21 protein-coding genes and 1 pseudogene are annotated in these 25,274 nt (G+C 64.2%); 8 read left to right on the plus strand and 14 right to left on the minus strand.

Annotated elements, in window-relative coordinates; all coding sequences use genetic code 11:
• Positions 1-59 precede the first annotated feature (59 nt).
• From AC07O3_RS13960 to AC07O3_RS13980, 5 genes are all read right to left on the minus strand, one after another.
• Entirely contained in the window at positions 60-314 is a 255-nt protein-coding gene (locus AC07O3_RS13960; RefSeq protein ID WP_495339582.1) for a hypothetical protein, read from the minus strand.
• Positions 315-361: 47 nt separating this feature from the next.
• Entirely contained in the window at positions 362-1,441 is a 1,080-nt protein-coding gene (locus tag AC07O3_RS13965; protein ID WP_495339583.1) for an alpha/beta hydrolase, read from the minus strand.
• Between the two features lies 1 nt (position 1,442).
• Entirely contained in the window at positions 1,443-2,294 is an 852-nt protein-coding gene (locus tag AC07O3_RS13970; RefSeq protein WP_495339584.1) for an aldo/keto reductase, read from the minus strand.
• A 14-nt stretch (positions 2,295-2,308) separates the two neighbouring features.
• The gene (locus AC07O3_RS13975; RefSeq protein ID WP_495339585.1) at positions 2,309-3,115 is read right to left on the minus strand and encodes a (R)-mandelonitrile lyase; all 807 of its coding nucleotides are present in this window, start codon (positions 3,113-3,115) and stop codon (positions 2,309-2,311) included.
• Between the two features lie 194 nt (positions 3,116-3,309).
• Positions 3,310-3,855: a DUF2867 domain-containing protein gene (locus AC07O3_RS13980; RefSeq protein ID WP_495339586.1), complete on the minus strand. Its 546-nt coding sequence runs from the start codon at positions 3,853-3,855 to the stop codon at positions 3,310-3,312.
• A gap of 320 nt (positions 3,856-4,175) precedes the next feature.
• On the opposite strand from AC07O3_RS13980, the gene AC07O3_RS13985 reads away from it, so the two are divergent.
• Positions 4,176-4,529 (plus strand): nuclear transport factor 2 family protein, encoded by a 354-nt coding sequence (locus AC07O3_RS13985; RefSeq protein ID WP_495339587.1) that lies wholly within the window; start codon positions 4,176-4,178, stop codon positions 4,527-4,529.
• Between the two features lie 43 nt (positions 4,530-4,572).
• Here AC07O3_RS13985 and AC07O3_RS13990 read toward each other — a convergent pair whose 3' ends face one another.
• Positions 4,573-5,499: a LysR family transcriptional regulator gene (locus AC07O3_RS13990; RefSeq protein ID WP_093047998.1), complete on the minus strand. Its 927-nt coding sequence runs from the start codon at positions 5,497-5,499 to the stop codon at positions 4,573-4,575.
• Between the two features lie 180 nt (positions 5,500-5,679).
• Between AC07O3_RS13990 and AC07O3_RS13995 the strand changes: the two genes are divergently transcribed.
• A complete protein-coding gene (locus AC07O3_RS13995) occupies positions 5,680-7,095 on the plus strand; it encodes an MFS transporter (protein ID WP_495339588.1) in 1,416 nt (471 codons plus the stop codon).
• On the opposite strand, the gene AC07O3_RS14000 is transcribed toward AC07O3_RS13995, so the two are convergent.
• Complete coding sequence (locus AC07O3_RS14000) at positions 7,088-8,575, minus strand: HD domain-containing phosphohydrolase (RefSeq protein ID WP_495339589.1); 1,488 nt, start codon at positions 8,573-8,575, stop codon at positions 7,088-7,090. The genes AC07O3_RS13995 and AC07O3_RS14000 overlap by 8 nt on opposite strands.
• 169 nt (positions 8,576-8,744) lie before the next feature.
• Between AC07O3_RS14000 and AC07O3_RS14005 the strand changes: the two genes are divergently transcribed.
• Together AC07O3_RS14005 and AC07O3_RS14010 are read left to right on the plus strand one after the other, a co-directional pair.
• Entirely contained in the window at positions 8,745-9,332 is a 588-nt protein-coding gene (locus AC07O3_RS14005; protein ID WP_495339590.1) for a DUF308 domain-containing protein, read from the plus strand.
• 60 nt (positions 9,333-9,392) lie between these two features.
• Positions 9,393-9,971, plus strand: coding sequence for a dihydrofolate reductase family protein (locus AC07O3_RS14010; RefSeq protein ID WP_495339591.1), 579 nt, complete (start codon positions 9,393-9,395; stop codon positions 9,969-9,971).
• On the opposite strand, the gene AC07O3_RS14015 is transcribed toward AC07O3_RS14010, so the two are convergent.
• Positions 9,946-10,392, minus strand: a complete 447-nt coding sequence (locus tag AC07O3_RS14015; protein ID WP_093047983.1) for a MerR family transcriptional regulator — start codon at positions 10,390-10,392, stop codon at positions 9,946-9,948. The genes AC07O3_RS14010 and AC07O3_RS14015 overlap by 26 nt on opposite strands.
• Before the next feature lie 79 nt (positions 10,393-10,471).
• On the opposite strand from AC07O3_RS14015, the gene AC07O3_RS14020 reads away from it, so the two are divergent.
• Entirely contained in the window at positions 10,472-11,743 is a 1,272-nt protein-coding gene (locus AC07O3_RS14020; RefSeq protein ID WP_495339592.1) for an NADH:flavin oxidoreductase/NADH oxidase family protein, read from the plus strand.
• Positions 11,744-11,752: 9 nt separating this feature from the next.
• Here the strand turns inward: AC07O3_RS14020 and AC07O3_RS14025 are convergent, their stop codons facing one another.
• Complete coding sequence (locus tag AC07O3_RS14025; protein ID WP_354339434.1) at positions 11,753-11,938, minus strand: hypothetical protein; 186 nt, start codon at positions 11,936-11,938, stop codon at positions 11,753-11,755.
• A gap of 2 nt (positions 11,939-11,940) precedes the next feature.
• On the opposite strand from AC07O3_RS14025, the gene AC07O3_RS14030 reads away from it, so the two are divergent.
• Positions 11,941-12,324, plus strand: coding sequence for a LysR substrate-binding domain-containing protein (locus tag AC07O3_RS14030; protein ID WP_495339593.1), 384 nt, complete (start codon positions 11,941-11,943; stop codon positions 12,322-12,324).
• Here the strand turns inward: AC07O3_RS14030 and AC07O3_RS14035 are convergent.
• Positions 12,272-14,134: a tannase/feruloyl esterase family alpha/beta hydrolase gene (locus tag AC07O3_RS14035; RefSeq protein WP_495339594.1), complete on the minus strand. Its 1,863-nt coding sequence runs from the start codon at positions 14,132-14,134 to the stop codon at positions 12,272-12,274. The two genes, AC07O3_RS14030 and AC07O3_RS14035, sit on opposite strands and share 53 nt — an antisense overlap.
• Positions 14,135-14,742: 608 nt before the next feature.
• On the opposite strand from AC07O3_RS14035, the gene AC07O3_RS14040 reads away from it, so the two are divergent.
• A complete protein-coding gene (locus AC07O3_RS14040; protein ID WP_495339595.1) occupies positions 14,743-15,660 on the plus strand; it encodes an amino acid ABC transporter substrate-binding protein in 918 nt (305 codons plus the stop codon).
• Between the two features lie 16 nt (positions 15,661-15,676).
• Positions 15,677-18,208, plus strand: coding sequence for a type II secretion system secretin GspD (gene gspD, locus AC07O3_RS14045; RefSeq protein WP_495339596.1), 2,532 nt, complete (start codon positions 15,677-15,679; stop codon positions 18,206-18,208).
• A 152-nt stretch (positions 18,209-18,360) separates the two neighbouring features.
• Here gspD and AC07O3_RS14050 read toward each other — a convergent pair whose 3' ends face one another.
• The 4 genes and pseudogenes from AC07O3_RS14050 to AC07O3_RS14065 all read right to left on the minus strand — a co-directional run bounded on the left by AC07O3_RS14050 (position 18,361) and on the right by AC07O3_RS14065 (position 25,218).
• Positions 18,361-18,597 carry a hypothetical protein gene (locus tag AC07O3_RS14050; RefSeq protein ID WP_495339597.1) on the minus strand — a complete coding sequence of 79 codons (237 nt, stop codon included), beginning with the start codon at positions 18,595-18,597 and terminating at the stop codon, positions 18,361-18,363.
• Between the two features lie 184 nt (positions 18,598-18,781).
• On the minus strand, positions 18,782-21,121 hold the full coding sequence (locus tag AC07O3_RS14055) for a discoidin domain-containing protein (protein WP_495339598.1): 2,340 nt from the start codon (positions 21,119-21,121) through the stop codon (positions 18,782-18,784).
• 457 nt (positions 21,122-21,578) lie between these two features.
• Positions 21,579-22,799 (minus strand): hypothetical protein, encoded by a 1,221-nt coding sequence (locus AC07O3_RS14060; protein ID WP_354339441.1) that lies wholly within the window; start codon positions 22,797-22,799, stop codon positions 21,579-21,581.
• Between the two features lie 787 nt (positions 22,800-23,586).
• Positions 23,587-25,218 (minus strand): annotated as a pseudogene (locus AC07O3_RS14065) (tannase/feruloyl esterase family alpha/beta hydrolase).
• Between the last annotated feature and the right edge of the window lie 56 nt (positions 25,219-25,274).

Raw genomic sequence — 25,274 nt, forward strand, 5'->3', positions numbered from 1 at the left:
CTTAATTCTTTCATGCAACTTCACGAGTACATCGACCTGCTCCATGGAGGCACCGAGGATCACGCCGCGAGCGATGCAATCAAACGCAGTGCAGTGGAGCTTGCCGGCAGCCTTTGCGAACCCCTGCGATTGAATGCACGGACGGCTCCCGGGCTGGCGCAGGTTTTTTCCCGCCGCTCGAAGGGCACGGTGTGTTGCTGGTTCATGTGCCGCTCGGCATTCCTGATTGCTTCGACATCGGCGCGGAGTTCGCAGTCAATGAGCGGCGCGGCGGAACGTACATGCAGGTGTTCGCCGACGCCAAGGGCTTTCAAGCGCTGGGAGTGGTTCGAGCTGCAGGCGGCCTCGGGGCAAGGCCAACTCAGTCCAGGCCCTTCCGCGCGAGAAACCCGGACATCAGGTCCGCAACCTGCACATTGTTGAGATCGGAGAACGGGAAGTGCGTATTGCCGCGGATGCCAAGCTCCGGCAGATGCACCAGCGTTGCGTCGCCGCCGTGGCGGTTGATCGCTTCCGTCCACAGCCGGGCCATCGCCAGCCGCACGCGCCAGTTGTCCTCGCCGAAGTTCTTCGAGGGCTCCTCGGGAATGTTGTCGCCGTAGTAGACGACGATCGGAATCCGCGTCAGCTTCGCAAACTCCGCCTTCGGCACGGCGACTCCTTCGAGCGGGCCCGTCATGCTCTGCATCGGCGGCGGGACCTCGCCTTCGGGAAAGACGAAGCCGCTGCCCGGCTCATAGGACACGACTGCGCGCACATTGGGGTTCTTCATCGCGGCTATCCATCCCAGCCCGCCGCTCTGCGAATGGGTGACGAGCACCCCTGGACCGATGCGGTCGAAGAGCGCCGAAACGGCATCGGTCGTGACCTTCGCGTCGAACGGCCCGGTGTCCGGAACCATCTGCCTGAAGTACTGGTTCAACGCCTCAGGATCTCGCGAGAACTGCGCGCCCGCGAAGAAATCGGGCCAGCGGCCCAGGCGGAACATGTTGAACCAGCGCTGGTCGTCCGGTGCCGCGCTGATGGTCGTGCCTACCGTGCTTCGCGCCGCACCGCCGCGCCGGGGCTGGTCGACCAGGTAGACCGGGAAGCGGCGTCGCAGGAAGATGGTCTGGTAGCCCTCCCGGCCATCGGCGGTGGTCTCCCATGTCTTGCCGAACTGCCCGAAGCCGTGCCACATCACGAGGGGAAGCTTGCGGGCGTCGACCGGCACCTGATAGAAGACACGCGCATGGTCGCCGTGCAAAGTCTGGCCCTCTGCGCCGGGACTGCGGATCACCGTGCCGCCGACGGCGAAGCTGCCCTGCTCTTTGATCATCAGCGCAGCCGGCTGCGCGTTTCTGCCGTCGGCCGCATGGGCGGGCACCACGCAGGTCGCGAGCGCCAGTGCAGCCGCAATGAGTACGCCAATCACTGACGAATTGTTCTGCCTGGAACGCATCTCAGACGCCGAGCCGCCGTTCGCTCATCCACTTGACGATTGCCGGATCGCGATGCGAGAAGAAGCTGCTCGTGCCGGTTTCGAGTTCTGCGATGCGGAGCATGTCCGAGTCGTCCAGCTGGAAATCGAAGATGTTCAGGTTCTCCGCCATCCGCTCCCTGCGCACCGACTTGGCGAGCGCCACGATGCCGCGCTGAACAAGCCAGCGCAGCACGACCTGCCCGACCGACTTGCCGTACTTTCCACCGATGTCCAGCAGGGCCTCGTTGCCGAACAGGTTGTTGCGGCCCTCGGCGAACGGTGCCCACGCCTCGGCTTGCACTCCGTTGTCGTGCATGAACGTCGCGCTGTCGGTCTGCTGATGGAAGGGGTTCACTTCCACCTGGTTCACCGCGGGCGCCACTTCGTTGAAAACCTTGATGTCCATCAGCCGGTCGGGATGGAAGTTGCTCAGGCCGATAGCGCGGAGCTTGCCGGCCTTGTGGGCTGCTTCCATCGCCCTCCACGATCCGTGAACGTCGCCGAAGGGCTGATGGATCAGGTACAGGTCGAGGTAGTCGAGCTGGAGGCGGCGCAGCGACTTGTCGATGGCCAGCAGGGTGCGCTCGTAGCCGTTGTCCTCGACCCAGAGCTTCGTCGTAACGAACAGCTGGTCTCGCGCCACGCCGCTGCGGCGCAGCCCCTTGCCGACAGCCTCTTCGTTCATGTACGAAGCTGCCGTGTCGATCAGGCGATAGCCGGCCTCGATGGCATCGACCACGCTTTGCTCGCACTGCGCCGGCTCGGCAATCTGGAAGACGCCGAAGCCGAGGATCGGCATCCGCACGCCATTGTTCAAAGTCACGTATTGCATATCGAGTTCTTTCATCAAGGCCGCGTCGCGAACACTTCGCGGGCAACGCCGGTTGCCGTCACCGCGTTGGGCCAACCGGCATAGAAGGCGAGGTGCGTCAGTGCCTCGGCCAATTCGTCTTTCGACAGGCCGTTGTCGAGCGCGCGGGCCATGTGCGAGCGCAACTGGTCGGGCCGATTCATTGCGATGAGCGCGCTCACGGTGACCAGGCTCCGGTCGCGCGGCGAAAGACCCGGCCGCGCCCACACGTCGCCGAACAGCACGTCGTCGGTGAGCTGTGCCAGCTTCGGAGCGACGTCGCCAAGCAGGCGCTGGGCCTGCGACGGCTGCGCCGGTCCGGCGGCCGCAGCAGCCTGCGGCGCGCCGTACTGCGCATCGCTGACCTGCTCCAGCCAATCCACCGCCTTGCCATCGAGAGCTTCCGTGATGGCGATGTGCGTCATCGCGCTGGTGGGAGTGGCCCCATGCCAATGCTTCATGCCCGGCGGAATGTGCACGACGTCGCCTGCCTTGATCTCTTCGATCGGGCCGCCGAGGCGCTGCACGCGGCCAACGCCGGCGGTGACGATCAAGGTCTGCCCCAGCGGATGTGTGTGCCACGCAGTGCGCGCACCGGCGGCGAAGCTCACCGAGCCGGCGGACGTGCGCTCAGGCCCGGCCGGCGTGTAGAGCATCTCGACACGCACGCTGCCTGTGAAATTCTGTGCAGGCGCACTGTTTGCCGTGCGTGTGCCGGCCCGGGAAATCTGCAACTCGGGCTCGGCGGCTGCCACGGGCGGCAACATCGAAAGGGCCAGCGCGGCTGCGGCGAAATGCTTCATCGGGTTCTCCCAGGTTGGCTGCGCGGACGCAATATCCACGCAGTCTAGGAGCCGCACCCACACCCGAATAGACGGCAAACGCTTGTTGGATTGACAAGCCGGAACGGACAATCGGCGCTACCGCGCCCGGCTTACTCGCAGCACGTGTTGCGGAGAACATCCTTGGGCCTCGGTGCAACGGACACAGCACGCCTCTATCTCGCGGCTGCCTTGGGCCAACCAATATGTGCAGCGCGACGAAGACTGGCTTTCACAACCTGGCGATGAAAAGGAGCGATAACCAATATGTAGGCTCGGCCCAGGAGGTTGTGGCAGTGGACGACGGTTGAGACGGTCAGTTGGCCACCGAGCGTTGGAGACAAGTCGGGGGTGTGGAGTACCGACAGTCTGAAATCGAGGTGCTTGTCGTCCTCGCCCAAGACGATCTCGGTTTCGCTTTTGGCGTAGACCTTGAAGATGCCAATGCGGTCGGCGTTGGCTTCGCTGGAGAGAGTCGCGAGGTGCTTGGCGGTCTTCAGACCAAAGCACGCAACGATTGCATCCCGGGCATTGGTGAGCCATCCGATCCAGGATGGCTGCTGCGAAATAAGGAATCGCCACAGGACCTCTGGATCGCTGGAGGCGCCAAAAGGAAGTTGAACCGCGAATGCGTCTGCGAGATTCGTTGATTCATAAATAGTAGCGACGGCAGACTGCTTGGGGAGAGCAACCGGCTTTACTAGTGTGAGTTCGCTTGGCATGAATGGCGCTCCTAGGCCTAACGGATGACATGAGGGGCGGGCGACGGCGGGCGAAGCCAGATGCTGCACGTCTCCCTCGCTGGAAGGGATGAAGACGTGACAGGGTTTGAACGCATACGTTGATGAGCGTGACGAAACCTGTGTTCTCGGCAATCGTAGTCATTGGAAGACTCCAGCGTCTCAAAGAGAAATCGCTCCCGACTCTCGCATCTTATGCGTGGCAGGTCGCACTGGACTCCATAGTTGGCACAAGTGGAAAAGCTCGGCCTCCTGCCCGTCGCGGTATTCGCGGCGGCAACTGTGGAAGCTACAGTGCTCTCATGACCGACACAAGCATGCTCCCTCCTGACCTGCAAGCCGCCATGCGTGCACGAGACGAAGCCTTCTACGCCGTCGATGCGGCACAGTGGGGCAAGTACACCGCAAGCGACTTCACGACTGTCCAGCAGAACGGCCAGTTCATGTCTCGGGCCGAACGGATCGGCAACCTTCAAACGCAGAAGCAGCGGCCCTGTGTCCCACGCGAACGCGAGCAACACGAACAGCAAGGCGACCTTGTAGTCACTCGCTTTTTCAGCGGCGGGCTATGGGTAGTGGAAGTCTGGAAGCGCATCGACGGTGCATGGGCCACCGTGATGACTCAAGCCACCACGGCGACTTCCACCACGCCCTGACCCACCGTTCATGGAGTGTCCGGTTCTGGCCGGGAGCACGAACTCACGCCGCTCCTGTTTGCTCATTCAGCGGCCGGCAAACCTCCAGCACCACTGCGCGAAGCCACCGATGCGCGGGGTCCCGGTCAAGACGCGGATGCCACATCTGCGACACGGTGATCTGCTCCGTGGGCATCGGCAGCGGGAACGAGCGCAGCGTGCCCCGCGCCCTCAGGTGTTCGAAGTACGAAGACGGTATCAGCGCCACCAGGTCAGTCGCGGCCGCTATCGACAAGGCAGTGCTGAAGCTGGGCACGACGACTGCGGTATTGCGCACCAGGCCCATCGCTGCGAGAGCGTCGTCCACCGGTCCCACAGTCCGGCCGTGGCGTGAAGTGACCACGTGGTCGCAGGCGGCGTAGCGCTCGGCAGTGATCCCGGGTTCGGCGAGCAGGGGATGGCCCTCGCGCACCGCAGCGACAAAGCGGTCGCGGTAGAGCGCCTGAACGCGCACCTCCGGACCCGCCTCGCCGAGAACGCCGACATCCAGATCGATCAATCCCTCGCGCAGGGGACGAACGTCCTTGTCGGGCTTGGGCGCGAAGCGCAGGCGAACGCCGGGCGCTTCGTGCGCCGTGCGAGCCACGAGCCGATGCGCGAAGCCCTCGATGAAGCCGTCGTTGGCCCGTATGGTGAACAGTTGCTGGAGCGTGCGAGGGTCCATGCTCGCGCCAGCGGGCTGAAGCGCTGCGCGTGACTCTTGCACCAACTCCCTGACGCGGTCGCGCAGTGCCAGCGCATGCGGCGTGAGCACCATCGCGCGACCCGCGCGCACGAGCAGCTCGTCCCCGGTCGATTCCCGCAATCGCGCAAGCGCCCGGCTCATGGCCGATTCGCTCAGACCCAGGCGCTCGGCGGCTTTCGCGACGCTGCCCTCGGAAAGAAGTGCGTTCAACGCAAACAGCAGGTTCAGGTCGGCATCTGTTGGCATGCCCGAAACCTAGCACGGCTGCGATGGTTTCGACAGGCGCCGCATGCAGGAACAAGCTGCGCGCCACGCGCTGGGCAAGCCGTGTGTGCAGTCCTAAGCTGGCTTGGCGCAATAGAGCGTGCCTCTCCCAGTTGCCCAATCATGTTGTCCTCCACGCTTCGACCGAACTCTTCTTCCACCATGGCCCGCACCGCCGAAACCCAGGAGGTGAACGCGGTGCATGACGCCGATGGCTTGCCTCTGCCGCGGCGCTTCGCAGCCGTCGCCGCGATCCTGGGCGCGGGCGTGCTGGTGGTGCTCGACGGCGCCATCGCCAACATCGCGCTGCCAGGCATCGCCCAGCAACTGCAGGCGACACCCGCCGATGCCGTCTGGATCATCACGGCCTACCAGCTGGCCGTGGTCATGTTCCTGTTGCCGGCTTCCGCTGTCGGGGAGCGGTTCGGGTATCGGCGCGTGTTCGCTGGCGGCGTCGCGCTGTTCACCGCGGCGTCGGTGTTGTGCGCGTTGGCCCCATCGCTGCCATGGCTCGTGGCCGCGAGGTGCCTCCAGGGCCTGGGCAGTGCGGCCGTGATGCCTCTTGGGCTGGCGTTGTTGCGCTTTACCTATCCGCGTCGATTGCTGGCGCGCTCGATCGCCTGGAATGCGCTCGCCGTCGCGGCCGCTTCCGCGTCGGGGCCCACACTTGGCGCTTTCATACTCTCCGCGGCAAGCTGGCCGTGGCTCTTTGCGGTGAATCTGCCGATCGGCTTGGTCGTGCTCGCCGCCTGTACGGGGTTGCCGAGCCCGCCGCGCTCGGTGCGCCGCATCGACGTTTGGAGCATCGCGCTCAACGCGGTCATGTTCGCCTCCTTCGTGCTCGGGAGCGACCGGCTCGTGGTGCATCCGTTGCACGGCGGCGCGTTGCTCGTGTTGTCGGCCGTTTGCATGATCCTGCTGGTACGGCGCGAGATGCCGAAGGCGGCGCCGTTGATCCCGCTCGACCTGCTGCGCGTGCATTCCTTTCGGGTCTCGGTCATTGCCTCCGTGTGCTGCTTCACCGGCCAGATGGCCAGCCTCGTCGCGCTGCCGTTCTACATCCAGCACGAGCTGGGCCAGAGCGCCGTGACCGCCGGCCTCTTGATGACCCCCTGGCCTCTGGCGGTGATGCTGGCTGCGCCGCTGTCGGCACGGCTGGTCCAGCGCGTGCCGAGTGCATGGCTGTGCGCGGCTGGAAGCGCGTGTTTCGCAAGCGGCCTGGCGCTGTGTGCCTTGTGGCCGCTGCACGGCAACCCGGCCTTGCCGATCGCCGTGTTCACGAGCCTCGCCGGCCTGGGCTTCGGGTTCTTCCAGACGCCCAACAACCAGAACATGCTGCTTTCGGCACCCAAGGAGCGCAGCGGCGCGGCCGGTGGCGCACAAGGCACCGCCCGACTCACGGGGTTGACGCTCGGCAGCCTGTTGATGAGCCTGATGTTCGGGCTGCTGCCGTCCCACAGCGCAGTGCACTGGGGTCTGGCGGTGGCGGCCCTGGCTGCATTGGCCGGGAGCGTGGCGAGCTTGCTCAGGAGTCCCGCAAGGGCTGGGGTCACCCATGCCCGAGGTCTCGTCAGATAAGCCCTCTGGTCGCCGCCTTCAACGTCGCGGCCGCTCGCGTCGAACATTCGAGCTTGAGGAACAGACGTTCGACATGCGTTCGCACCGTGCGCGGACTGATGCCCAACGCACGAGCAACCTGCTTGGTGTTTTCGCCCCGGCTGATGCAGCGCAAAACCTCCAGTTCGCGCTCTGACAGAGACTGCTCGCCGCGCGCCGGCGCCACAGGTTTCGCGGGCGTATGCGTATACGTATGCGACAGAACACTGGCAAGCAAAGCAGCGACGACTTCCTGGTCGAAGCGGCCCGCCTCGGCCTCTTCCTTCATGCGATCGAGCGCCTCCGCTTCGGTGAACGCCGCTCGCCACGGGCGGCGGGTTCGAAGAGAAACCCACTGCTCGGCTGCGGCAACGATCTGCCCCTCCTGCGGCATCGCCCCACCCGATCGGCCGCGGAAATAGCCGGAGCCATCGCGCCGCTCGAAGGCGAAGGATGCGATTTCTGCTTCGAGCGCGAGGCCGTCGATCTGTCCGGCGGCGCGGGAGGTCCAGTACGGCACGAGCCGCAGGCGTTCCAGTGACGAGGCCGGCAGCGGTTCGGGCGCGTTCCAGATTGCGTTGGGCACCGACGCCCGCCCAATGCCGTGGATCAGTCCAGCCTTGTACGTGCGGTGGCACAAGGCCTCGTCCAGGCCGGCACGCGCGCTGCAATCGCGCGCCAGTTGGGCCACGCGACGCGAGTAACCCGTCATCCAGGGAAGCTTGAGATCGATCACGTCGCCCACGAGCTCCAGTCCGACCCGTCGAAGCATCGAAGCGGGCTGGTCGGCAGCGTCGGTCCACGGCGGGGCGGCGGAATCCAGCGCTTTCATCCACGTCGAGACCCACGGTGCGCTGGCGTCGACAAGAGCGCCGGGGTAGACGCTGTTCGCGCGTCCGCGGGCCAGCGCGAGCGCTTCGTCGAGCCCGTACAGGCGGCTGAAAATCTCGAGGTCGCTCGCCAGGGCCACGACGTACGTCGCAAGCGGCACGTCGTTGCCTTGCAGAAGGCCGGGCACGCCGCCGCCGTCGTAGGTCTCGAAGATGGCGCGCAGCGCAGCTTCGGTATCGGAACCCAGGCCCAGCGTGTTCGCGATGTCGCCGGCGATTTCGCAATGGATGTTGGCCATGGCGAGCATGGCGTTGGGAATGGGCACGCTGCGGGACGGCTGCTGCGCCGTTCGCGGCTTCTGCGATGCAAGAAGGGCGCTTCGCCCTTGCACGTCGTCTTCCAGAAAGTCCGCGAACTCCTGGGCATTGGCAGTGCAACCCGACCAGCGCAGCAGCGCGACGTGCCGGGCGGCCTCGACCTGCGATGGGTCGCAGCGGGCCTGCGTCGCGATCATTCCGGCGAGCCAAGCAGTGCGCAGCGAATGGTCGGTCGGCTGGCCCATGCTCAGGTCGCCGATGAAAGCAAGCGCGCGGACTGCGTCGAAAACGGCAATGGTCGTGTCGTCGGACATGAAATGGCTGGGGCAAAAGCCCAGCATCGCACAGTCGCTCTTTTTCGGGGCCTGTCGGTCATTCGACCGATACCGCGCCTGGTGCCGCCGAAACAGAATCTCCTGCACCGGCCCCGCCCAAGGGGCTGCGACCTTCCTACCCGATCTCGCGGTCTTCACCGCCAATGCCATGTCCAACACCAACCAGTCCCCTCTTCAGCGAGCCGCGTGGCTGCGCAAGCTCTACTTCATTCGCGCCGCCTTTTCCTTCGCGTGGGTCGCGCTGGCGTTCACCGCAGCCAAGGGGTCGCCCGCATTCGCAAGCGGCCTGCTGATCGTCTATCCCGCATGGGATGCGCTGGCAAACCTGCTGGACGCCAGGATGACGGGGGGCGCAAAGGCCAACCCCACGCAGGTCCTGAATGCCTGGATGAGCGGGCTGGTCACGGTTGCCGTGGTGGTTTCGCTCGTGCTCAAGCTGCAGATCATCTTGGTGATCTTCGGGGTGTGGGCCATCGTTGCGGGGCTGCTTCAGCTGGCGACGGCCATTCGTCGTCGCAAGAGCGATCGAGGGCAGTGGGTGATGATGCTGAGCGGGGCTCAGTCTGCGCTGGCCGGGGGATTTTTTGTGGCGCAGCAAGGCAGTGCGGCGCCCGTTGTGCAGACCTTTGGCGGCTACGCGGCAGTCGGGGCTGTGTACTTTCTGATTTCCGGACTTGTCATCCTGTTTCGGCAGTCCAGAGCCAAGGCCGGCGCGTTGGCTCCCGAGAAGGCTTGATGCCAATCTTCCACCCATACGTGCGGATGGGTACTATCGGCCCCAAGCAAGGAGACCCGAATGAGAAAGCTCAAGATCATGGAGCACGTGTCGCTGGACGGCGTGATCCAGTCCTCCGGCGAAGACGACTTTCCCTACGCTGACTGGACTGCGCCCTATCGGACGCCCGAGGGCCGGGATGAAGTCTTCGCCGCGCACGGCGGGCGCTTCGATCTGCTGCTCGGCCGTCGCACCTACGACATGTGGTCGGGCTTCTGGCCAAAGGCACCGAGCAGTCCGATGGCAGACGGCTTGAATGCGGCCACCAAATATGTCGTTACCCACCGTCCGGAAAGTCTTGAGTGGGGCCCGTTCGAGGGCCTTGGACCGGACATCGTCGAGGGCATTCAACGCATCAAGTCGCAAGCTGGCCCGGACCTTGTCCTCTGGGGCAGCTCCACGCTGACATCGACGGTGCTCGAACATGGGCTTGCAGATGAAGCCATGCTGATCGTCTATCCGGTCCTGCTGGGCACTGGAAAGCGCCTCTTTGCGGAAGGAACGCCACCGCGCTCCTTCGAGCTCGTCAGCACGAAAGCAATGCCGTCCGGAATCATCTTCAGTGCTTACAGGTTCAACGGGCCTCTGAAGACCGGATAGTCAGGCGCCGCGACATCGGCGCTGGTTTCGCCGACATCTCCTTTGCCAGCGCGGCCGCATCGACACAATCACCCGCAGCCCAGCTGCTGCGCAGCGTTTCCCGAAGATCACGAAGCTCGCGGCGCTGCGACCTCAGCGTCGACATGAGCCCGTCGATCTCGGCGAGTCGAACGTCGAGGTTGCGCATCAACTCGTCCTTCCTGAATCCTTCGGCGCTTGCGAAGACGCCCCCAAGCGTGTCGAGCGAGAAGCCGAGCGATTGCGCGACCTGGATCAGCCTGAGCCGTTCGATCGCATCGTTCGAGTAGCTCCGGTAGCCGTTGCTGCCACGCTGTGCCGCCGGCAGCAGGCCACTCTTTTCATAGAACCGGATGGCGGACGGGGCCACGCCCGTTGCCGCGGCAAGTTCACCGATCTTCATGGCGCTTGACCTTCAAGTTGACTTCAAACTTAGCATCACCCGCATTCTTCTCTTCGTGAGTACGGAAGGCCAGCGCAACGTGAACAGTCCACTCTTCTCCAGCTTGACCCTGCCCAACGGCAGCGTCGTTCCCAACCGCATCGCCAAGGCGGCCATGGAAGAGAACATGGCGGCCATCGGGCAGCTGCCCGGGCCCGCGATCTTCGAGCTTTACAGGGCGTGGGCAAGCGGCGGCACCGGCCTGCTCATCACCGGCAACGTGATGATCGACGGGCGGGCGTTGACGGGGCCTGGCGGGATCGTGCTCGACGCCGGAACGGCCATCGAGCCGTTCATCGAGTGGTCGAGGTTCGCGCGCAGCCGCGGTGCGCAAGCGTGGATGCAGATCAACCATCCAGGCCGGCAGGTGCGCGCCAACATGGGCGAAGAGGCGTGGGCGCCGTCTGCGGTTGCGCTCGATCTTGGCAAGCACAGCAAGCTGTTCGCCATGCCGAGGGCAATGAGCGAGGCCGAGATCGCCGAGATCATCACCCGCTTTGCCGACACTGCGACGGCGGCAGAACGCGCGGGCTTCACCGGCGTTGAAATCCACGCGGCGCACGGCTACCTGATCTCGCAGTTCCTGTCGCCATTGACCAACCGGCGCGACGACCGTTGGGGCGGAAGCCTCGCCAACCGTGTGCGATTGCTGCTCGAGGTCGTGAAAGCGGTTCGGACACGTGTCTCGCCGGGGTTCTGCGTCGCGGTGAAACTCAATTCGGCCGACTTCCAGCGGGGCGGGTTCTCGGAAGACGATGCGCGGCAAGTCATTCTCTGGCTGAACGAGTTGCCAGTCGATCTGGTCGAGTTGTCCGGCGGCAGCTACGAAAGCCCTGCAATGCAAGGCGCCACCGCCGACGGCCGCACGCTGGCCCGCGAGGCGTACTTTCTCGAGTTCGCATCGAAGCTCGCGGCCGTGGCGAAGATGCCGCTGATGACGACGGGTGGCATCCGGAGCATGGCGGTGGCAGAGAAGGTCATCGCAGGCGGCGTGGCCATTGCCGGCATGGCCACCGCGCTCGCACTCGTGCCCGATCTGCCCGCACAGTGGCTGGCAGGCAAGCACCCGACGGGCGACACCACCCCTGTGCGCTGGAAGGACAAGACCATGGCCGCACTCGCATCGATGGCAATGGTCAAGCGCCGGCTCTGGGCGCTTGGTGAAGGGCGATCGAATCGGCGGGCCTATTCGCCGCTGGTCAGCACGGTCTTGATGCTTGCAAGAACGCAGCGGCTCACGCGCCGCTACCGGCAATGGCGAGGCGAGACAAGAACAAGTCGACCTGGCTTTCGTCCGTTGCCCATGAGGTGACCAGGCGGATCACGGAGTGGCCGTCGGGTCCGGCAGGATGGGGAACACCTGGTTGGTCTCGGTATCCGCAGCCAGTGCGTGGCCCGCCGAGGTGATGCCGGATGCGAGCTTTGCCGCCATGGCATTGGCGTGCTGCGCCATCGACGTGAACGCCACGTCACCCGAAAGACCTTGAAGGCCACGAATGCCTGGCATTCGTGGGCACTCGCTCGCCGTCGACCGATTGGCAGTTCCTGCGCGATGGCCGTGAAATCGCCATCCCAGCGAGCGGCAGACTGCAGGCGAACAACGCCAACGCCCTGCTCGCCGCCGCGCTTGTGGAAGCTGCATCTGCCGGCCTGGGTGTGGCTCTCAGTCCGCTCGTGCTCGCGGCTGACGATGTGGAACGAGGAAGTCTCTCGGCACCTGCCGGCTTTGACCCTGACGGCAGTCACCATGGGTTGATATGGCGGGGATCCACTCGCAGAGTGGCTGCAAGCGCAGTTCAGTCGCCTGACTCCACCCCACGAGTTCTGACAGTGGCCGCAACTACGAGCAGGTGTAGCTCGCCGCTGAGCCAATGTCTCCACTGGTGTAGGTGATTTTCTTCGGGTACACGCAGATGGGACGGGTTTTCGTCGGGGCACCGCCAAGGGTCTGCAGGGTCAGGGCATCCGGAGCGGTGCCTTTTTCCACCCACGCCGTCAGTGCGTCGTAGAACTGGGTCGGCGTGAAGTAGGGAACTTCCGCTGCCGGGTTGGACGTTCCGTTCGGATCGCCATGGCCGGCACCTGGCACCAGATAGAGTCGATAGAAGCCTTGGACATCGCTCAACCCGCCGTTCCTGGCGACCACGCTGTTGTAGTAGTTGACCGTCCCCTGCGCCATGATGAGCTCGTCGGCCAAACCATGCCAGGTCAGCATCTTGCCGCCGCGATTCTTGAACGCGGAGAGGTCCGGGTTGTCCGTGTTGATGTTTCCGAACTGCGGCTGCAGCGTCACGCCGCGGTCGTAGGCATTGCTCAACTGCGCGTAGCTCAGTTGCTTCCAAAGCGATTGGCCGTTGCCGGTCGCATTCACGAACGAAGGGTCGCCGATGGTCGAGTTCTGCAACTCGAGCGCCACCTGATCGGACGCGATGGGGAATGCACCGTTCGGGCTGGTCAGGCCGTTCAGACCAAAAGAAGCGAACATGGCGCCATACAGCGAAGTGCCGCGGCTCTGTCCGTACCAGCGCTGGTTAGCGGAACCAAGCAACGTGGAGGACGAAGCCGCAGACCAGCCGTTGTCGGTCGCCGGCGACGGTGCCGAGCCGTCGGCGGTCATGCCGTACCAGACCTTGTTGATGGCCGTGGCTTGTGCTTTCGTGACGCACGCGCTCGTGCCGTTCGTTCCACCGTCGGATGTGCAGAGAACCGTGAGATCTGTCGTCGGGTCGTACGTACAAGACGCGGGGTCAAGCGCATAGCCCAGGTGCTGGCCGGCCACCACATCGCATGCGGCAATGGCAGCGTTGGAAACCAGATCCTGCTGAGCCTGGGTCGGTGCAACACCACCCAGGTCGCGCTGGAAGACGATCTGCGGATACAGCTCAGCGGTGATGAACCTGCTCCAGTTGATGGCAGGATAGTTGGCGATGATGCCGTCGAAGTCGGTGGGGTTGTTCTGCGCCAGATTCAGTCCCTGGCGTCCACCCGTCGAGCCTCCTTCCCAGTAGGCGTACTTGGCCGGTGTTCCGTAGTAGGCCGCCGCCAGTGCTTTCGTCTTGACGGCCTGTTCATGAATGCCTCGGCTCGCGAAGTCGGTCCACAACGTCTTGTTGATGGTGCCATCCGGGTTCATTGCGAACGAGCCGCCCGCGAGCGAGGAATGCCCGGTATCCGTGGTCGATGAGACAGCGCCTTCCTTGCCGGCCACGTTGGCCGCGTCGCTGCTCGCAATCGCTGCCGCACTGCCGGCGACACCCCCTTGCCAACCACCGCCTCCCAACGCATGAATGCGCGAATTCCAGGCTGCTTTCGATGGCAGCCAGATCTCGATGCCGATGCCGGGCGACGTTGAAGGGGCGCCTTCGGGTCCAGGGTTTCCAGGCCCCACATTCAGCTTGACCATGCAGACGTCGTTGGCAGCCACCGGCGTTGCCGCCGTCGCCGCGCCACCCAGGACGAGGGCGTCTCCCTTCTTGAATGACTTGACCGCAACAACACTGGTGCTGGCGTCAGGCTTGAAATTGGCCTTGAGCGTGTCATCACATGTCAGCGCCGCAGGGCCTGACGGGGGCGGCACCGTGGCGACAGGGGGATTGCCGAATCCGATGAAAGGAAGTGTGTTGTTGTTGCCGCCACCACCGCACCCACTGGCGAGAACGGCTGCAACGATTGCGGAAACTGCCAAAGGCTGATGAGTTTTCATGTGTCTCCTTCAAGTTAGGGCCAGCTGCAAGAAAGTGCACTTTTTTGCCCGCCTTCAAATGCAACATGAACTATTAGGCAGCTTTCACAAACTTCGCTTGTACGGGTTATCCCGCTGTCAGGGAATACGCCGTGCAGTGGCTGTGAGTGAAGTGGCTCAACAAAGCAGTCTGGATTCGGCCTTTTTCGTCATCAGCGTTCAGAAATATAGTGCACATTGTTGTCGGCAATGCCCTTGCGCTGGCAGGGCACGACTACGTTCCGACCTACTGGAACGTGAGCGTCTTTGACCCGATGGGCGAGTTGTCGCAAGTCCAGGACAAAGCTGGAACGACCATGGCTCCCTCGAGCGCCGGCAGAACGTGGCGATTGACTCGAAAAACGAGCGTTTGAATTCCATTTTTCATGCCAATGGAAGGCACACGTTTCAGTAAACAATCAGCGCGCAAGGTTACCGAATGACACATGGGGTCCGCATCGCTCGCAAGAACCGAATCTCTTGCGAGCGATGCCGGGCGGTGGATGCGAACGCGACCCCCGAGGGTCGGCGAGACAGCAACGGCGTGTGATCGACATCGAAATTCAAACCGCCGTTGGCGTAGTACCCCCATGTTCCCTTTTCCCCTGCGGCTGCTGCATGCCGCAATGATTCCCCTGGTCCCCGTGCTGATGGCGCTGGCGGCACTGCCGGCGCAGGCCGCCGACACGATGAGCAAGATCCGCGAAACGCACACGATCGTGCTCGGCGTGCGCGAAGCCGTGCCGCCTTTTTCGTTCGTCAATGCACAGAAGCAGCCGGTCGGCTATTCGATCGATCTGTGCCTGCACGCGGTCGAGGAGATCAAGCGCGAACTCAAGCTTCCCGACATCAAGGTCCAGTACAAGCTCGTGGCCGGTCCGGAGCGCATTCCGAAGCTGCTCGCCGGCGAAATCGACCTCGAGTGCGGCTCGACCACCAACACGATGGCGCGCCAGGACAAGGTGGACTTCAGCTACACCTTCTTCGTCGCCGGGATGCGCGTGCTGACGAACAAGAGCCTTCACGTGGAGACGGTGAAGGACCTGAAGAACATGCCGATCGCGCTGGCCAAGGGTTCGACCTCGGAGAAGCTTTTCAAGCAACTGGGCGACGGCGAGCTGCGCGACGCGAAGTTCACCACCTACGACAACAACGGCGAGGCCTACAAGGCCCTGAAGGAAGGCAAGGTGCAAGCGTTTGCGCAGGATGACTCGCTGCTGCAGGGCCTCGTGTCGAACGACAAGGGGATCGATACGCTCGGCCTGAGCAGGCTTGCGCTGTCGGTCGAACCGTACGCCGTGATGGTGCGCAAGGGCGACGCCGCGTTGCTCGCGGCGGTCGACCGGAGCCTCTCGCAGCTGTACGCCAGCGGCGAGATCAATGCGCTCTATGACAAGTGGTTCAACACCCAGACGCTCACCATCAAGATGGGACGCCTGACACGCGACAGCTTCGTCCGGCCGAACAAGCAACCCGGCGTCGCGATGGTGCTCGGTCATTCGATCTGAGACAACCCGCCCGCCAGTGAAAGACCTCGGCGCACGGGGCGCTCTCCGGTTCCGCCTTCGGGCCGTGTGCCTGGGCCTGCTTGCAGCCGGCGCGGTCGGCACCGCCTGCGCGCAGAACGCGATCAAGGCGGTCGCAAGCGCCATGCAACAGGGTGTGGAGGTGATCCAGATCGACCTGGCCCGACCGCTCGCCGCCGTGCCCAGCAGTTTTTCGGTCGCGAGCCCCGCGCGCATCGCACTGGACTTCCTTGGCGCCACCAACGATGTCGGGCGCGCTGCCATCGAAGTGAATCAACCCAACCTGCGCTCGATCAATGTGGTGCAGGCCGGCGAGCGCAGCCGGGTGGTGTTGAATCTCCGGCAGCCGGTGCCGTACACGGCAGAGCTGCAAGGCAATTCGGTGCGAGTCACGCTTCAGGCGGTTGCCGTTGCCGTTGTCGAGCCACGGACGGCGGAGACGCCCGCGCCGGCCGAGGCCGCGGCAGCGCCTGTTGTTCGCAGCAGTCCGATCACGCTCAATTTCTCCAACGCCGACATCGAGGCCGTGGCGCGCACCATGGCGGTGGTGACCGGGCGCAATGTGGTGGTCGATCCGCGCGTGAAGGGCACGATGGACCTCGTGACCGACCGCGCCGTGCAGCCGGCCGCCGCCTTCAACCAGTTCGCCGCGGCGCTGCGCCTGCAGGGCTTTGCGGTGGTGGAGGCCGACGGCCTCTACAAGGTGGTGCTCGAAGCCAGCGCCAAGCTGCAGAGCGTCGCCGTGAACACCTCCATCGGTGCCGTGCCAGCGTCGGCCAGCAACCAGGTCGTCACCCAGATCTTCAGGCTCAACCACGAGTCGCCCAACGCCCTGATGCCGGTGCTGCGTCCGCTGATTCCGCCGAACAACACCATCAACGTGAACCCGGGCAGCAACTCGCTCGTGATCACCGACTACGCCGACAACATGCGGCGGCTCGCACGCATCATCGCGGCACTCGATGTGCCGAATGCCTCCGATGTCGAGGTCATCCAGCTGAAGCACTCGATCGCCACCGACCTGATTCCGCTGGTGCAGCGGCTCATCGATGGCGGTGCGTCGGGCGCACCGAGCGTCAGCGAAGCGCCGGGTGGCGCCGATGCATCGTTTCGCACCACGCTGCTGGCCGACCCGCGCAGCAACTCGGTGCTCATGCGCGCGGCCAACCCGGCGCGAGCGCAGCTCGTGCGCACGCTGATCGAGAAGCTCGACCGCCCGCCCGCGGAAAGCAGCAATGGCGCTGCCGGCAACATCTATGTGGTCTACCTGAAGAACGCCGAAGCGGTGCGCCTAGCGGCCACGCTGCGCGCCGCGATGGCTGCGAACCGGCCATCGGGCACCACGGGCGCGGGTGCGGCTGACGGCAGCAGCGCCGTGTCACAGCAGGCCACGCAGAACGGCACGGGCGGCCAAAGCGGCTCGCCAGCCGCCAACCAGCCCTCCACCGGCGGCCAGATCCAGGCCGACCCGACGACCAACTCGCTGATCATCACCGCCCCCGAGCCCCAGTACCGCCAGATGCGCGCCGTCATCGACAAGCTGGACGGGCGCCGCGCGCAGGTCATGATCGAGGCGCTGATCGTGGAGGTCAGCGCCAGCAAGGCTGCCAACTTCGGCGTGCAGTGGCAAAGCGCGCTGGGCAACAACGGGGTCATCGGCACCAACTCCAGCCTGAACAAGACCAACATCCTGGCGCTGACCCAGGCGCTGGCCACCCGCAATGCCGCCGGGCTGGCCTCCTCGATCCAGCCAGGGCTGAACCTGGGCATCGCCGGCAAGATCGGCGGCCAGTACATCCTGGGCGCGATCGCCAACTTCTTCAACAGCGATGGCGATGCCAACGTGCTCTCCACGCCCAACCTGCTGACGCTGGACAACGAAGAGGCCAGGATCATCATCGGCCAGAACGTGCCCTTCCCTACGGGCTCGTACGCCAGCACCTCGGGCTCGGTGGGCGTGAACCCGTTCACCACCGTGGAGCGCAAGGACGTGGGCCTGACCTTGCGCGTGCGCCCCACCATCAACGAGAACGGCACGGTGCGCATGACGATCTTCCAGGAGACCTCCACGGTCGACCAGAACTCGCTGACCAACGTGAACGGCCCGACCACCAACAAGCGCTCGATCGAGTCGAGCGTGCTGGTGGAGGACGGCGGCCTGGTGATGCTGGGCGGGCTGCTGTCGGACACCTACAACAACAACATCGAGAAGGTGCCGCTGGCCGGGGACATCCCGGTGCTGGGGAACCTGTTCAAGAACGAGAACCGCACGCGCACCAAGAGCAACCTGATGATGTTCCTGCGCCCGACGGTGATGCGCGATGGCGCCTCGACCGAGGCCTTCGCTTACGACCGCTACGACGAGATCCGCGGCCAGCAGCTGCAGACGCAGCCCAACACCGACAACATCATGCTGCGCGGGGTGAACGCCGCGCCGGTGCTGCCCGATACGCGCAAGCTTGCGCCCAGCCCCCCGCGCGGTGCGCTGCCGCCGACGGCCGATCCGGTCAGCGCACGGGAGCTTCCGTAGGGCAGCAAGCGGAGGTGTTCAGTGCCATTGAAGGCCGGCACAAGATCGCCAACTGGAAGGGCGGCAAGAACAAGCAGTCGAGCGCTGCGTCGATATGTGAAGCACCCCGCACGGTCTTGCGCATGAGCGATGCGGGGATGAAGCGACGGGGTTCAGTTGCTGTACAACGCGCCCCGGCCGGTGCCGCTCACGTAGATGCGTCCGTAGATGTTCTGATCGGCCGCCATCACGCCGATGCCGCCGAACTTCACGCTCTTCCAGGAGGTGCCCTGGGCGGGTGCGGGTTCAAGCGCGGGTGCAGGTGCGGTTGCGGGTGTGCCTGCAATGAGTGCTTCTGTCGAAGTGCCCGACGACCCACCGCTACAAGCCGCGACCCATGTGCTCAGCACGCCGATCGCGATGAGCCGCGCGCGATTCCAGTTGCGGGGGAACGTCGATGAAACTGGAGACGATCTGCCAATGGACACCTCACTTATTTTTCTTGAAATCTGTGGCATTTTTTGGCGTATTGCTTGGAGTTGGAAGAGATGTGCCATGGGCGTGCCCGTCCATCGCGCATCGGGTTCACTACGGCTACTTGGAAACGAACAGCCGCAGTTCGGAAAGATCCGTGAGGGTGCTGTCGCCGTTGTTGGCTGTGATGTTGAGCCGGTAGTAGCGATAGGAGGCCGGATTCGCGATCGCATAGGTCTTCAGTTCCAGGCGGTAGTCAAACACCTGGTCGTTTTGCGTGTCCAGCGTGGTCCAGGTGACGCCGTCGTTGGAGGCCTGGAACTGCCAGTCCTTCGGATCGCGCGGGACCGGGTTGGTGGTGCTGGTGATCGCATAGCGCTGGACGCGCTCCGTATGGCCGAGGTCGTACTGCAGCCAGCCGGTCGTGCCCACGTAGAGCCATTGCGACAGCGAGTTCCGGTCGAAGGCGCGTTTCGCTTGGGTCGCATTGCCCGCGCTGTCGCTTGCGGTGCCGCCGGTGGCAACGTTCACCATCGGACGGGCCGGCGTGGCGCTGTCCATGGGAGAACGGCCGCTCGTTCCGGCGGAGTTGCTCGCCGTGACGGTGTAGTAGTAGGTGGTGCCATTGACCACGGAGGTGTCCGTATAGCTGCTGCCCGTGACGCCCGACGCGACGGTCTCGTAGGGTCCGCCGCTGAACTCGGAGCGGCCGACCGTGTATCCGTTGGCGCCGAAGGACGCCTGCCAGCGCAACGGGACGGCGCCATCGCCCGGCGAGGCCAGCAGCATGGCGGGCGCCGCCGGGATGACGCTCGGCGCACCACCGTCGCCGCCGGTGATCTGCACGTTGCTGAAGACGCTGTTGTTTAGCTGGCTGGTGACCGACGAGACCACCAATCCGACATAGACCGTGTCGGGAACGGGGGCATCGATGCGGCCGACATCGGTGGCGGCCCAATTAGTGCCATCGGGAGAAACGTAGCCGGTGATGATGTTCCCGATGCGCTCGAGCTTCACCCAGTAAGTGGGCCCGGAGCTCGCAACCTTGTTCGCGTAGTTCGAGCCGCCATACACCGCCAGCTTCGTCATGTTCTGTAAGGCTTCACCTTTGTAATTTATCGCCATCCAGGCGCGCGGAGCGTCTGGATCCAGGCTTGTGCGCATCATCACGCCCGCCATTGCGGACGGGTGGGTGTTCTGGAGCGACTCGACTTTCGCGATGATGGCGCTGTTGCCGGTGAGGGCCTTGTAGGCGAAGTGGGAACTGTCGAGTGCGCCCCAGATACCCCGGCCTGCCCCAGCCACGTTCCACTTGCCGTCGGCGTATGTGGCCGTTCCGGCCGGGCTGGCGCCCCCGATGTCGGCATTGCTGAATCCCGAGGTGATCGAGGCGGTCGAAGGAATGGGCAGCGCCGGCGGCGGTGTCGCCTTCGACGTGTCGGCGTCCTTGAGGAACATGAAGCTGGTGCCGTCCACCGGCATCCGGAGGCGCCTCTGCGCGATGAAGGGGGCCTGGAGACCCTTGCGCAGGACGTAGGCGCCATAGATCTGGGTCAGCGCCACGCTCCCGCCATTGGCGCCGTCCCAGCCGTGCCCGGTGACGTCGGTGAGGTAGTAGCGATCGGTGGTGCCGAAAGGAAGCGCTGCCGTGGGCACGCGCTCGTTCACTCTCGCGAAATACTCACCCGCGGCCAGCAGGCGGTTGTCGAAATCGGAATAGATGTCGATGCCTTGGCTCCAGAGCGCCTCGGCGAGCATGGTCAGCGACTTGAGCTGCCCATAGGCATGCCCCTGGTCGCGCAGCGAGTCGCCGAGCATGCCGATGTCGTTGGAATTTCTCAGCCCGATGTGGGCCAGCGTGCGGGCCTGGTAGACGACCTTGTCCAATGCCTCGATGTCGTCGTTGTAGATCGCCATCAGCCCAAGCGCGGTGAGGGACAGTGCGCCCTTGTTGGCGGCGCCGAACGAGCTTTCGCCGTAGGGGTTCGCCGCCGGCATCAGGACGTCCTTGAAGTACTTCTTCACCGTCGCCGTGTCGGACTCCTTCCAGCCCGGCCATGTGGCGCGCAGGATTTCCGCGCCGCCCACGAACTGGAGCGCGTAGTCGCCCAGGTCGAGCATCGACTCGCGACCCGAGAACTCCGTCTGCGTGGTGGCCCACCCAAGCAGGAACTTGCGCGCGTTCTCCGCGTATCGCTCGTCACGGGTGAAGTACCACATCAGCGAGAGATTCGAGATCGCGACCATGTCGTTGCGCCAGGCCCAGAGATTCTCGTCAGGGGCGCGGCTCACTTTCGCGAACGGGCCATGCCCTCCGTAGCTGAGCCTGGACATGGGACTGCCCGCCACTTGCTCGAAGCCGGACGCCCATGGCTCCCTGCCCTGGTCGACGTATGCCTTGAGCGTCGCGAGATCCGAGAGGGTGACACCAACGCCCGGATGCTTGATGACGCGGGCCACCAGGGTGTCTCCCGGGGCGGCGGGGACTTCGGGGGTGACTCCCGTGGTGGCGGGAGTCTCCGGTGTGCCTCCCGCGACAGCGGGGACCTCCGGGGTGCCCCCTGCGACAACAGGGACCGTAGCGCCTGCCTGGAAATTTTCCGAATCTCCGCCCCCGCAACCCGGGAGCACGACCGCGCTCAACACGAGCAACGCAGCAGCAAAATCAGTTTTGTCAAACATGGGAGCCGTTGGTTAATGCGCAGAAAAGTCGCGGAGCCCGGCACGGGCCGCCAGCTTTCCTGGAGGCGCTGATTTCATTGACAAGCCCGCGATCCGCCTTGAAGGCTTTTCGGCTCGCGAGGCTGACTGATCCTGGTGTTCATCCAGGAAGAGGATGTAGAACCGGGGCGCCTTCCACATACATGGTGGTCGAATACGTCGCCGTCGGATCAAGTGCGATTCCGGCGTCCGATCGCTACTTCAAGGCCGCACCGCCTCGCGCAAGGTACTGGCCCGACAGGCGGGCGAATTGGCCACCATCGGTGGTGATGGAGGTCTGGTGGCTTCCTCCTGGGCTGAAGACGATCGCGAACGTGTGCGTGTCGCCGTACTCCTGGGTATTGCGCAGCATGTAGTCGACGTGGTTGTCGCGGTAGTGCTGGTCAGTGCCGCCGGGCGTGTCGGACGGCACGCCCATCGGCGTCTGCCACCACAGGATCGGCAGGCCATTGCCCAGTGCGGCACGGTAGTCCGAAATCTGCTTCTGGGAGTCGTGGAAATTCGGGCTGGTCTTGTTGCTTGCGTCCCAGTAGAACGTTCCGGTTCGGCCCCTGCATTCGTCGGGCGGCGAGTCAGCTTCCCAGCAGCCCGCGTCGCGGTCGCTGGTCTGGGCGACGATGAAGTCCGCCTTGTCTGCCCCGACCACGCGCATCTGCGCGCCGATCTCGGCAGCGGTGCCGCTCCAGAAGGAGGGCGGGAATCCCACCAGCGCCTTGGGCGCGATCTGCCTGCCCATCTGCACGAGGCATTGGCCGAGGCCCGCGGCGGTGTTCGGCAGCCCGGCGCATTCCGGCTGGTTGTTCACGACGGCCGGAATTTGCGTCGCGTCGTGGTCGGGCCTCTTCGACGCAAGGAATCCCCAGAAGTCCGGCTCCAGGTTGATCAGAACGGGCCCGCGCAGGTCCGCAATGAGCTGGTACATCAGCCGCGTCTGCCCCCAGTATTTGTTCATGAAGGCCGCGTCGTTGATGCCGCTCAGATCGCCCTGCATCTGGTAGAGCGTGAACATCGGAATCGCGCCGTAGGCCTGCTTGGCCTGCGCGGTGTATGTGAGGTACGCGCCGTCGGGACTGTTCCAGGTAGGCCAGGCGCCTGCGCCAGTGCCTACCAGGTAGGTGTCCACGATGTCCGGGTGAATGTCCTGTTTCTTCATCTCGTCGATGGAACCGGAGCCGAGCCCGAACAGCACCCGGGCGGGCTTGCCGAGCCTGGTCACCAGTGCTGTGGTCGCTGCGACGGGCGAAGTGCCCCCATCTATGCCGCCCCCTGTGCCGCTCGCGCCGCCTGTGCCACCGCCACTTTGGCCGGTGCCATTGCTGCCTTGACTGCCACCGCCCAGACCGGACAGGCCGGCCAGGCCACTGCCCTGGTTGCCGCCACCCCCACCGCCGCAGCCAGACAGGAGCACCAAAAGCATCAGTGCGGAAACGCATCCTCGGGGGAACATCATCATGGGAATGTTTTTTTGAGATTGAAGAGAACCAGCCGCCGCACGCGTTGCGTACTTCGCATGCGGGGGAATACTTTCGTCGTGCATGGCCAGCATGTATGTCGCAGGCTCGGGCCCGGATGCACTCGCCGACCACGCCATGAGGCGCACGATTCATGCCTCAGACCCCGCCGGAGAAGAACGCGCCAATTGATCCCGGAAAGTGACGCGGAGCGTCGCTTCGGATTAACCGTGTGACAAGTTATGGCCAGCTCTTAAGTGGAGTCCGACAAAAAAGGAAATACCGGCGCATCAGGCCTAACATCAACCAACACTTGTGCATTACAAGGCGCTCCATTCACGATGCAGCGATCGACGGAGTAGAGCAACCAAGACTTCATCTCTTGCTTTTTGAATGCGTCAAAAATCGAGATTCACTCACTCATTTTTCATAGGAATGGCGTTGTTCTCTCACGCGTGCGCGCAGCCTCTGAACGCTATGCACTGGATGCTGGCACCCAATCCCGATGACTGAGCTTCTCCACAGCCATGTCGGCGAGCCGCTCACGCAACACGCCGAACGGCACCTGACATCCCCGGAAGCCCTCTCGATGACATGACCTTCTCCTGGTTGAAGGCCCGGCCAGCGCATCAGTTCTGATTTACCCCAGTGGTCCAGCCCCAGGGGTTCACTCCAATCAACAGCCGCTGGTTAGCCAAAGATTTCTGCCGCCCCCGCCGGGTCAGGGTTGCGGCCGAATGGCTGATCGGGTGGCTACGGGGGCGTGCAGATGAAGCTTGATTCAGCGTCTGGATCGCCGCTACCGTTGTACTTTGCGAACTGCGGATACTTGCAGAGCGGGCGTTGCATGGCTTTGGTCCCCGGCGCTGCCAAGCTATTGGTCGCTACGATTTTCTTGCTCGACGGCTTCACGCCCTTTTCGACCCAGTCGAACATGGGCCCGACCAAGTCAACCTGGTCAGCGCCTTTTCCGACACCGAGCCCGTTGGCGCAGTGATCGACGCCAGGCGCCTGGTAGTACTCGACAAATTGGTCCGCCGCGGTCTGGCCACCCGCCGAGGCAATCACCTTGTTGTAGTAGTCCGTGGTGTTATGCGGCGTGATCAACCAATCCGTCAGGCCATGCCAAAGCAGCAACTTGCCCCCATGTGCCCTGAACCGCGAGAGGTCCGGGTTCACCGCATCGATCAAGCCGACGAGATAGTCGAGACGCGATGTGTACTGCGCCGGGTCGATCTGCAGGGGATCCGCGGTCGCGCTCTGGGCGACGAAGTACTTCATGAAGTCGCCGCCAAGCAGCATCGGGCCGAGTCCACCCCAGGCTTGCAGAAGCGCCGGGTCGGCCGTTTCTCCTCCAAAGGGAAATCCCGGCCATTTGTAGCGCCCCCCTGCCACGCTGGTGGGCTCGTACATCGTCCTGGCCGATTCCAGTTGGGAATCCGTCAGGCACGAATCCGACTCGGCGCCTGTGCACTTGAGCGCGGACAGGTTGAACGTGCAAAGGTCGGGCCGACCGATAACATTGTCTTTGAGCCCGTCGAGTCCGTCGCACTGGCCCATCACGGCATTGGCAATGGTCTGGACCTTCGCCTTGCTCAGGGCTGCGCCGGGCTTGGCTAACTGCTTCATCTGCTTTTGGTAGTAGAGGAACTGTGGCGTGTAGGCATTCGCGGGTGCGCGCGAAATGACGCCGTCGAACGCGTCTGGATACCGTTGCGCCTGGATCAGGCCTTAGCGTCCACCGCCGGAGCAACCTTCGTACACCATCTTCGCGCCGGCGACTTCTGCGCTGCCCAGGCGGGCCTTCATGATCGCCTTTGCCGCAGGAAGCACCCGTGCCACCGCCAGGTACGCGTAGTCGTTGAGCATGTCGGCATCCAGGGCGAAACTTCCCTCAAGGCTCGACCCGGAGTGCCCGTGGTTCGTCGCGATCGTGGCATAACCCCTCTCGGCCACGCCCGGGCTGGACGCGCTGGCGGTAATCACACCATCGAATCCGCCGCCCCCCATGAAGACGGTCCGATGGTTCCACGCCGTTGGTATCCTGACTTCGAAGGCCAGATCCTTGGGCATCTCGCCGCGTACGAGGCAGTTCTCGGGAACTGCTCCCGCCGTCGGAAAAAACTGCGCCTTGGCAACGACTGCACCTTCGAAAGTCTGGCCCTGCAATTCCTTGCACGCGGCCTCGGCCGACTTGGCCACCACTGGCACCGCAGGCGCTGCACCCGAAGAACCGCCGCCGCAAGCAACCAACAAAAGGGGTGCCGCCAGCAAGAGCGCGGCCGCCTTCTTCAGAGGGCGTCCAGGGTCCGATTTGCTTGCACGATGTGCTGTGGCGGCGGCGGCCCCTGGCCAAGCGCGAGAGGGCCTATCCAGATTGATCATTTCTGTCTCCAATAGCTCGTTTTAAGAATGGGCAGGCGCCTGCTTGCCCGAGCGAA

The organism is Variovorax sp. GW821-FHT09D05 (genome assembly GCF_059416325.1).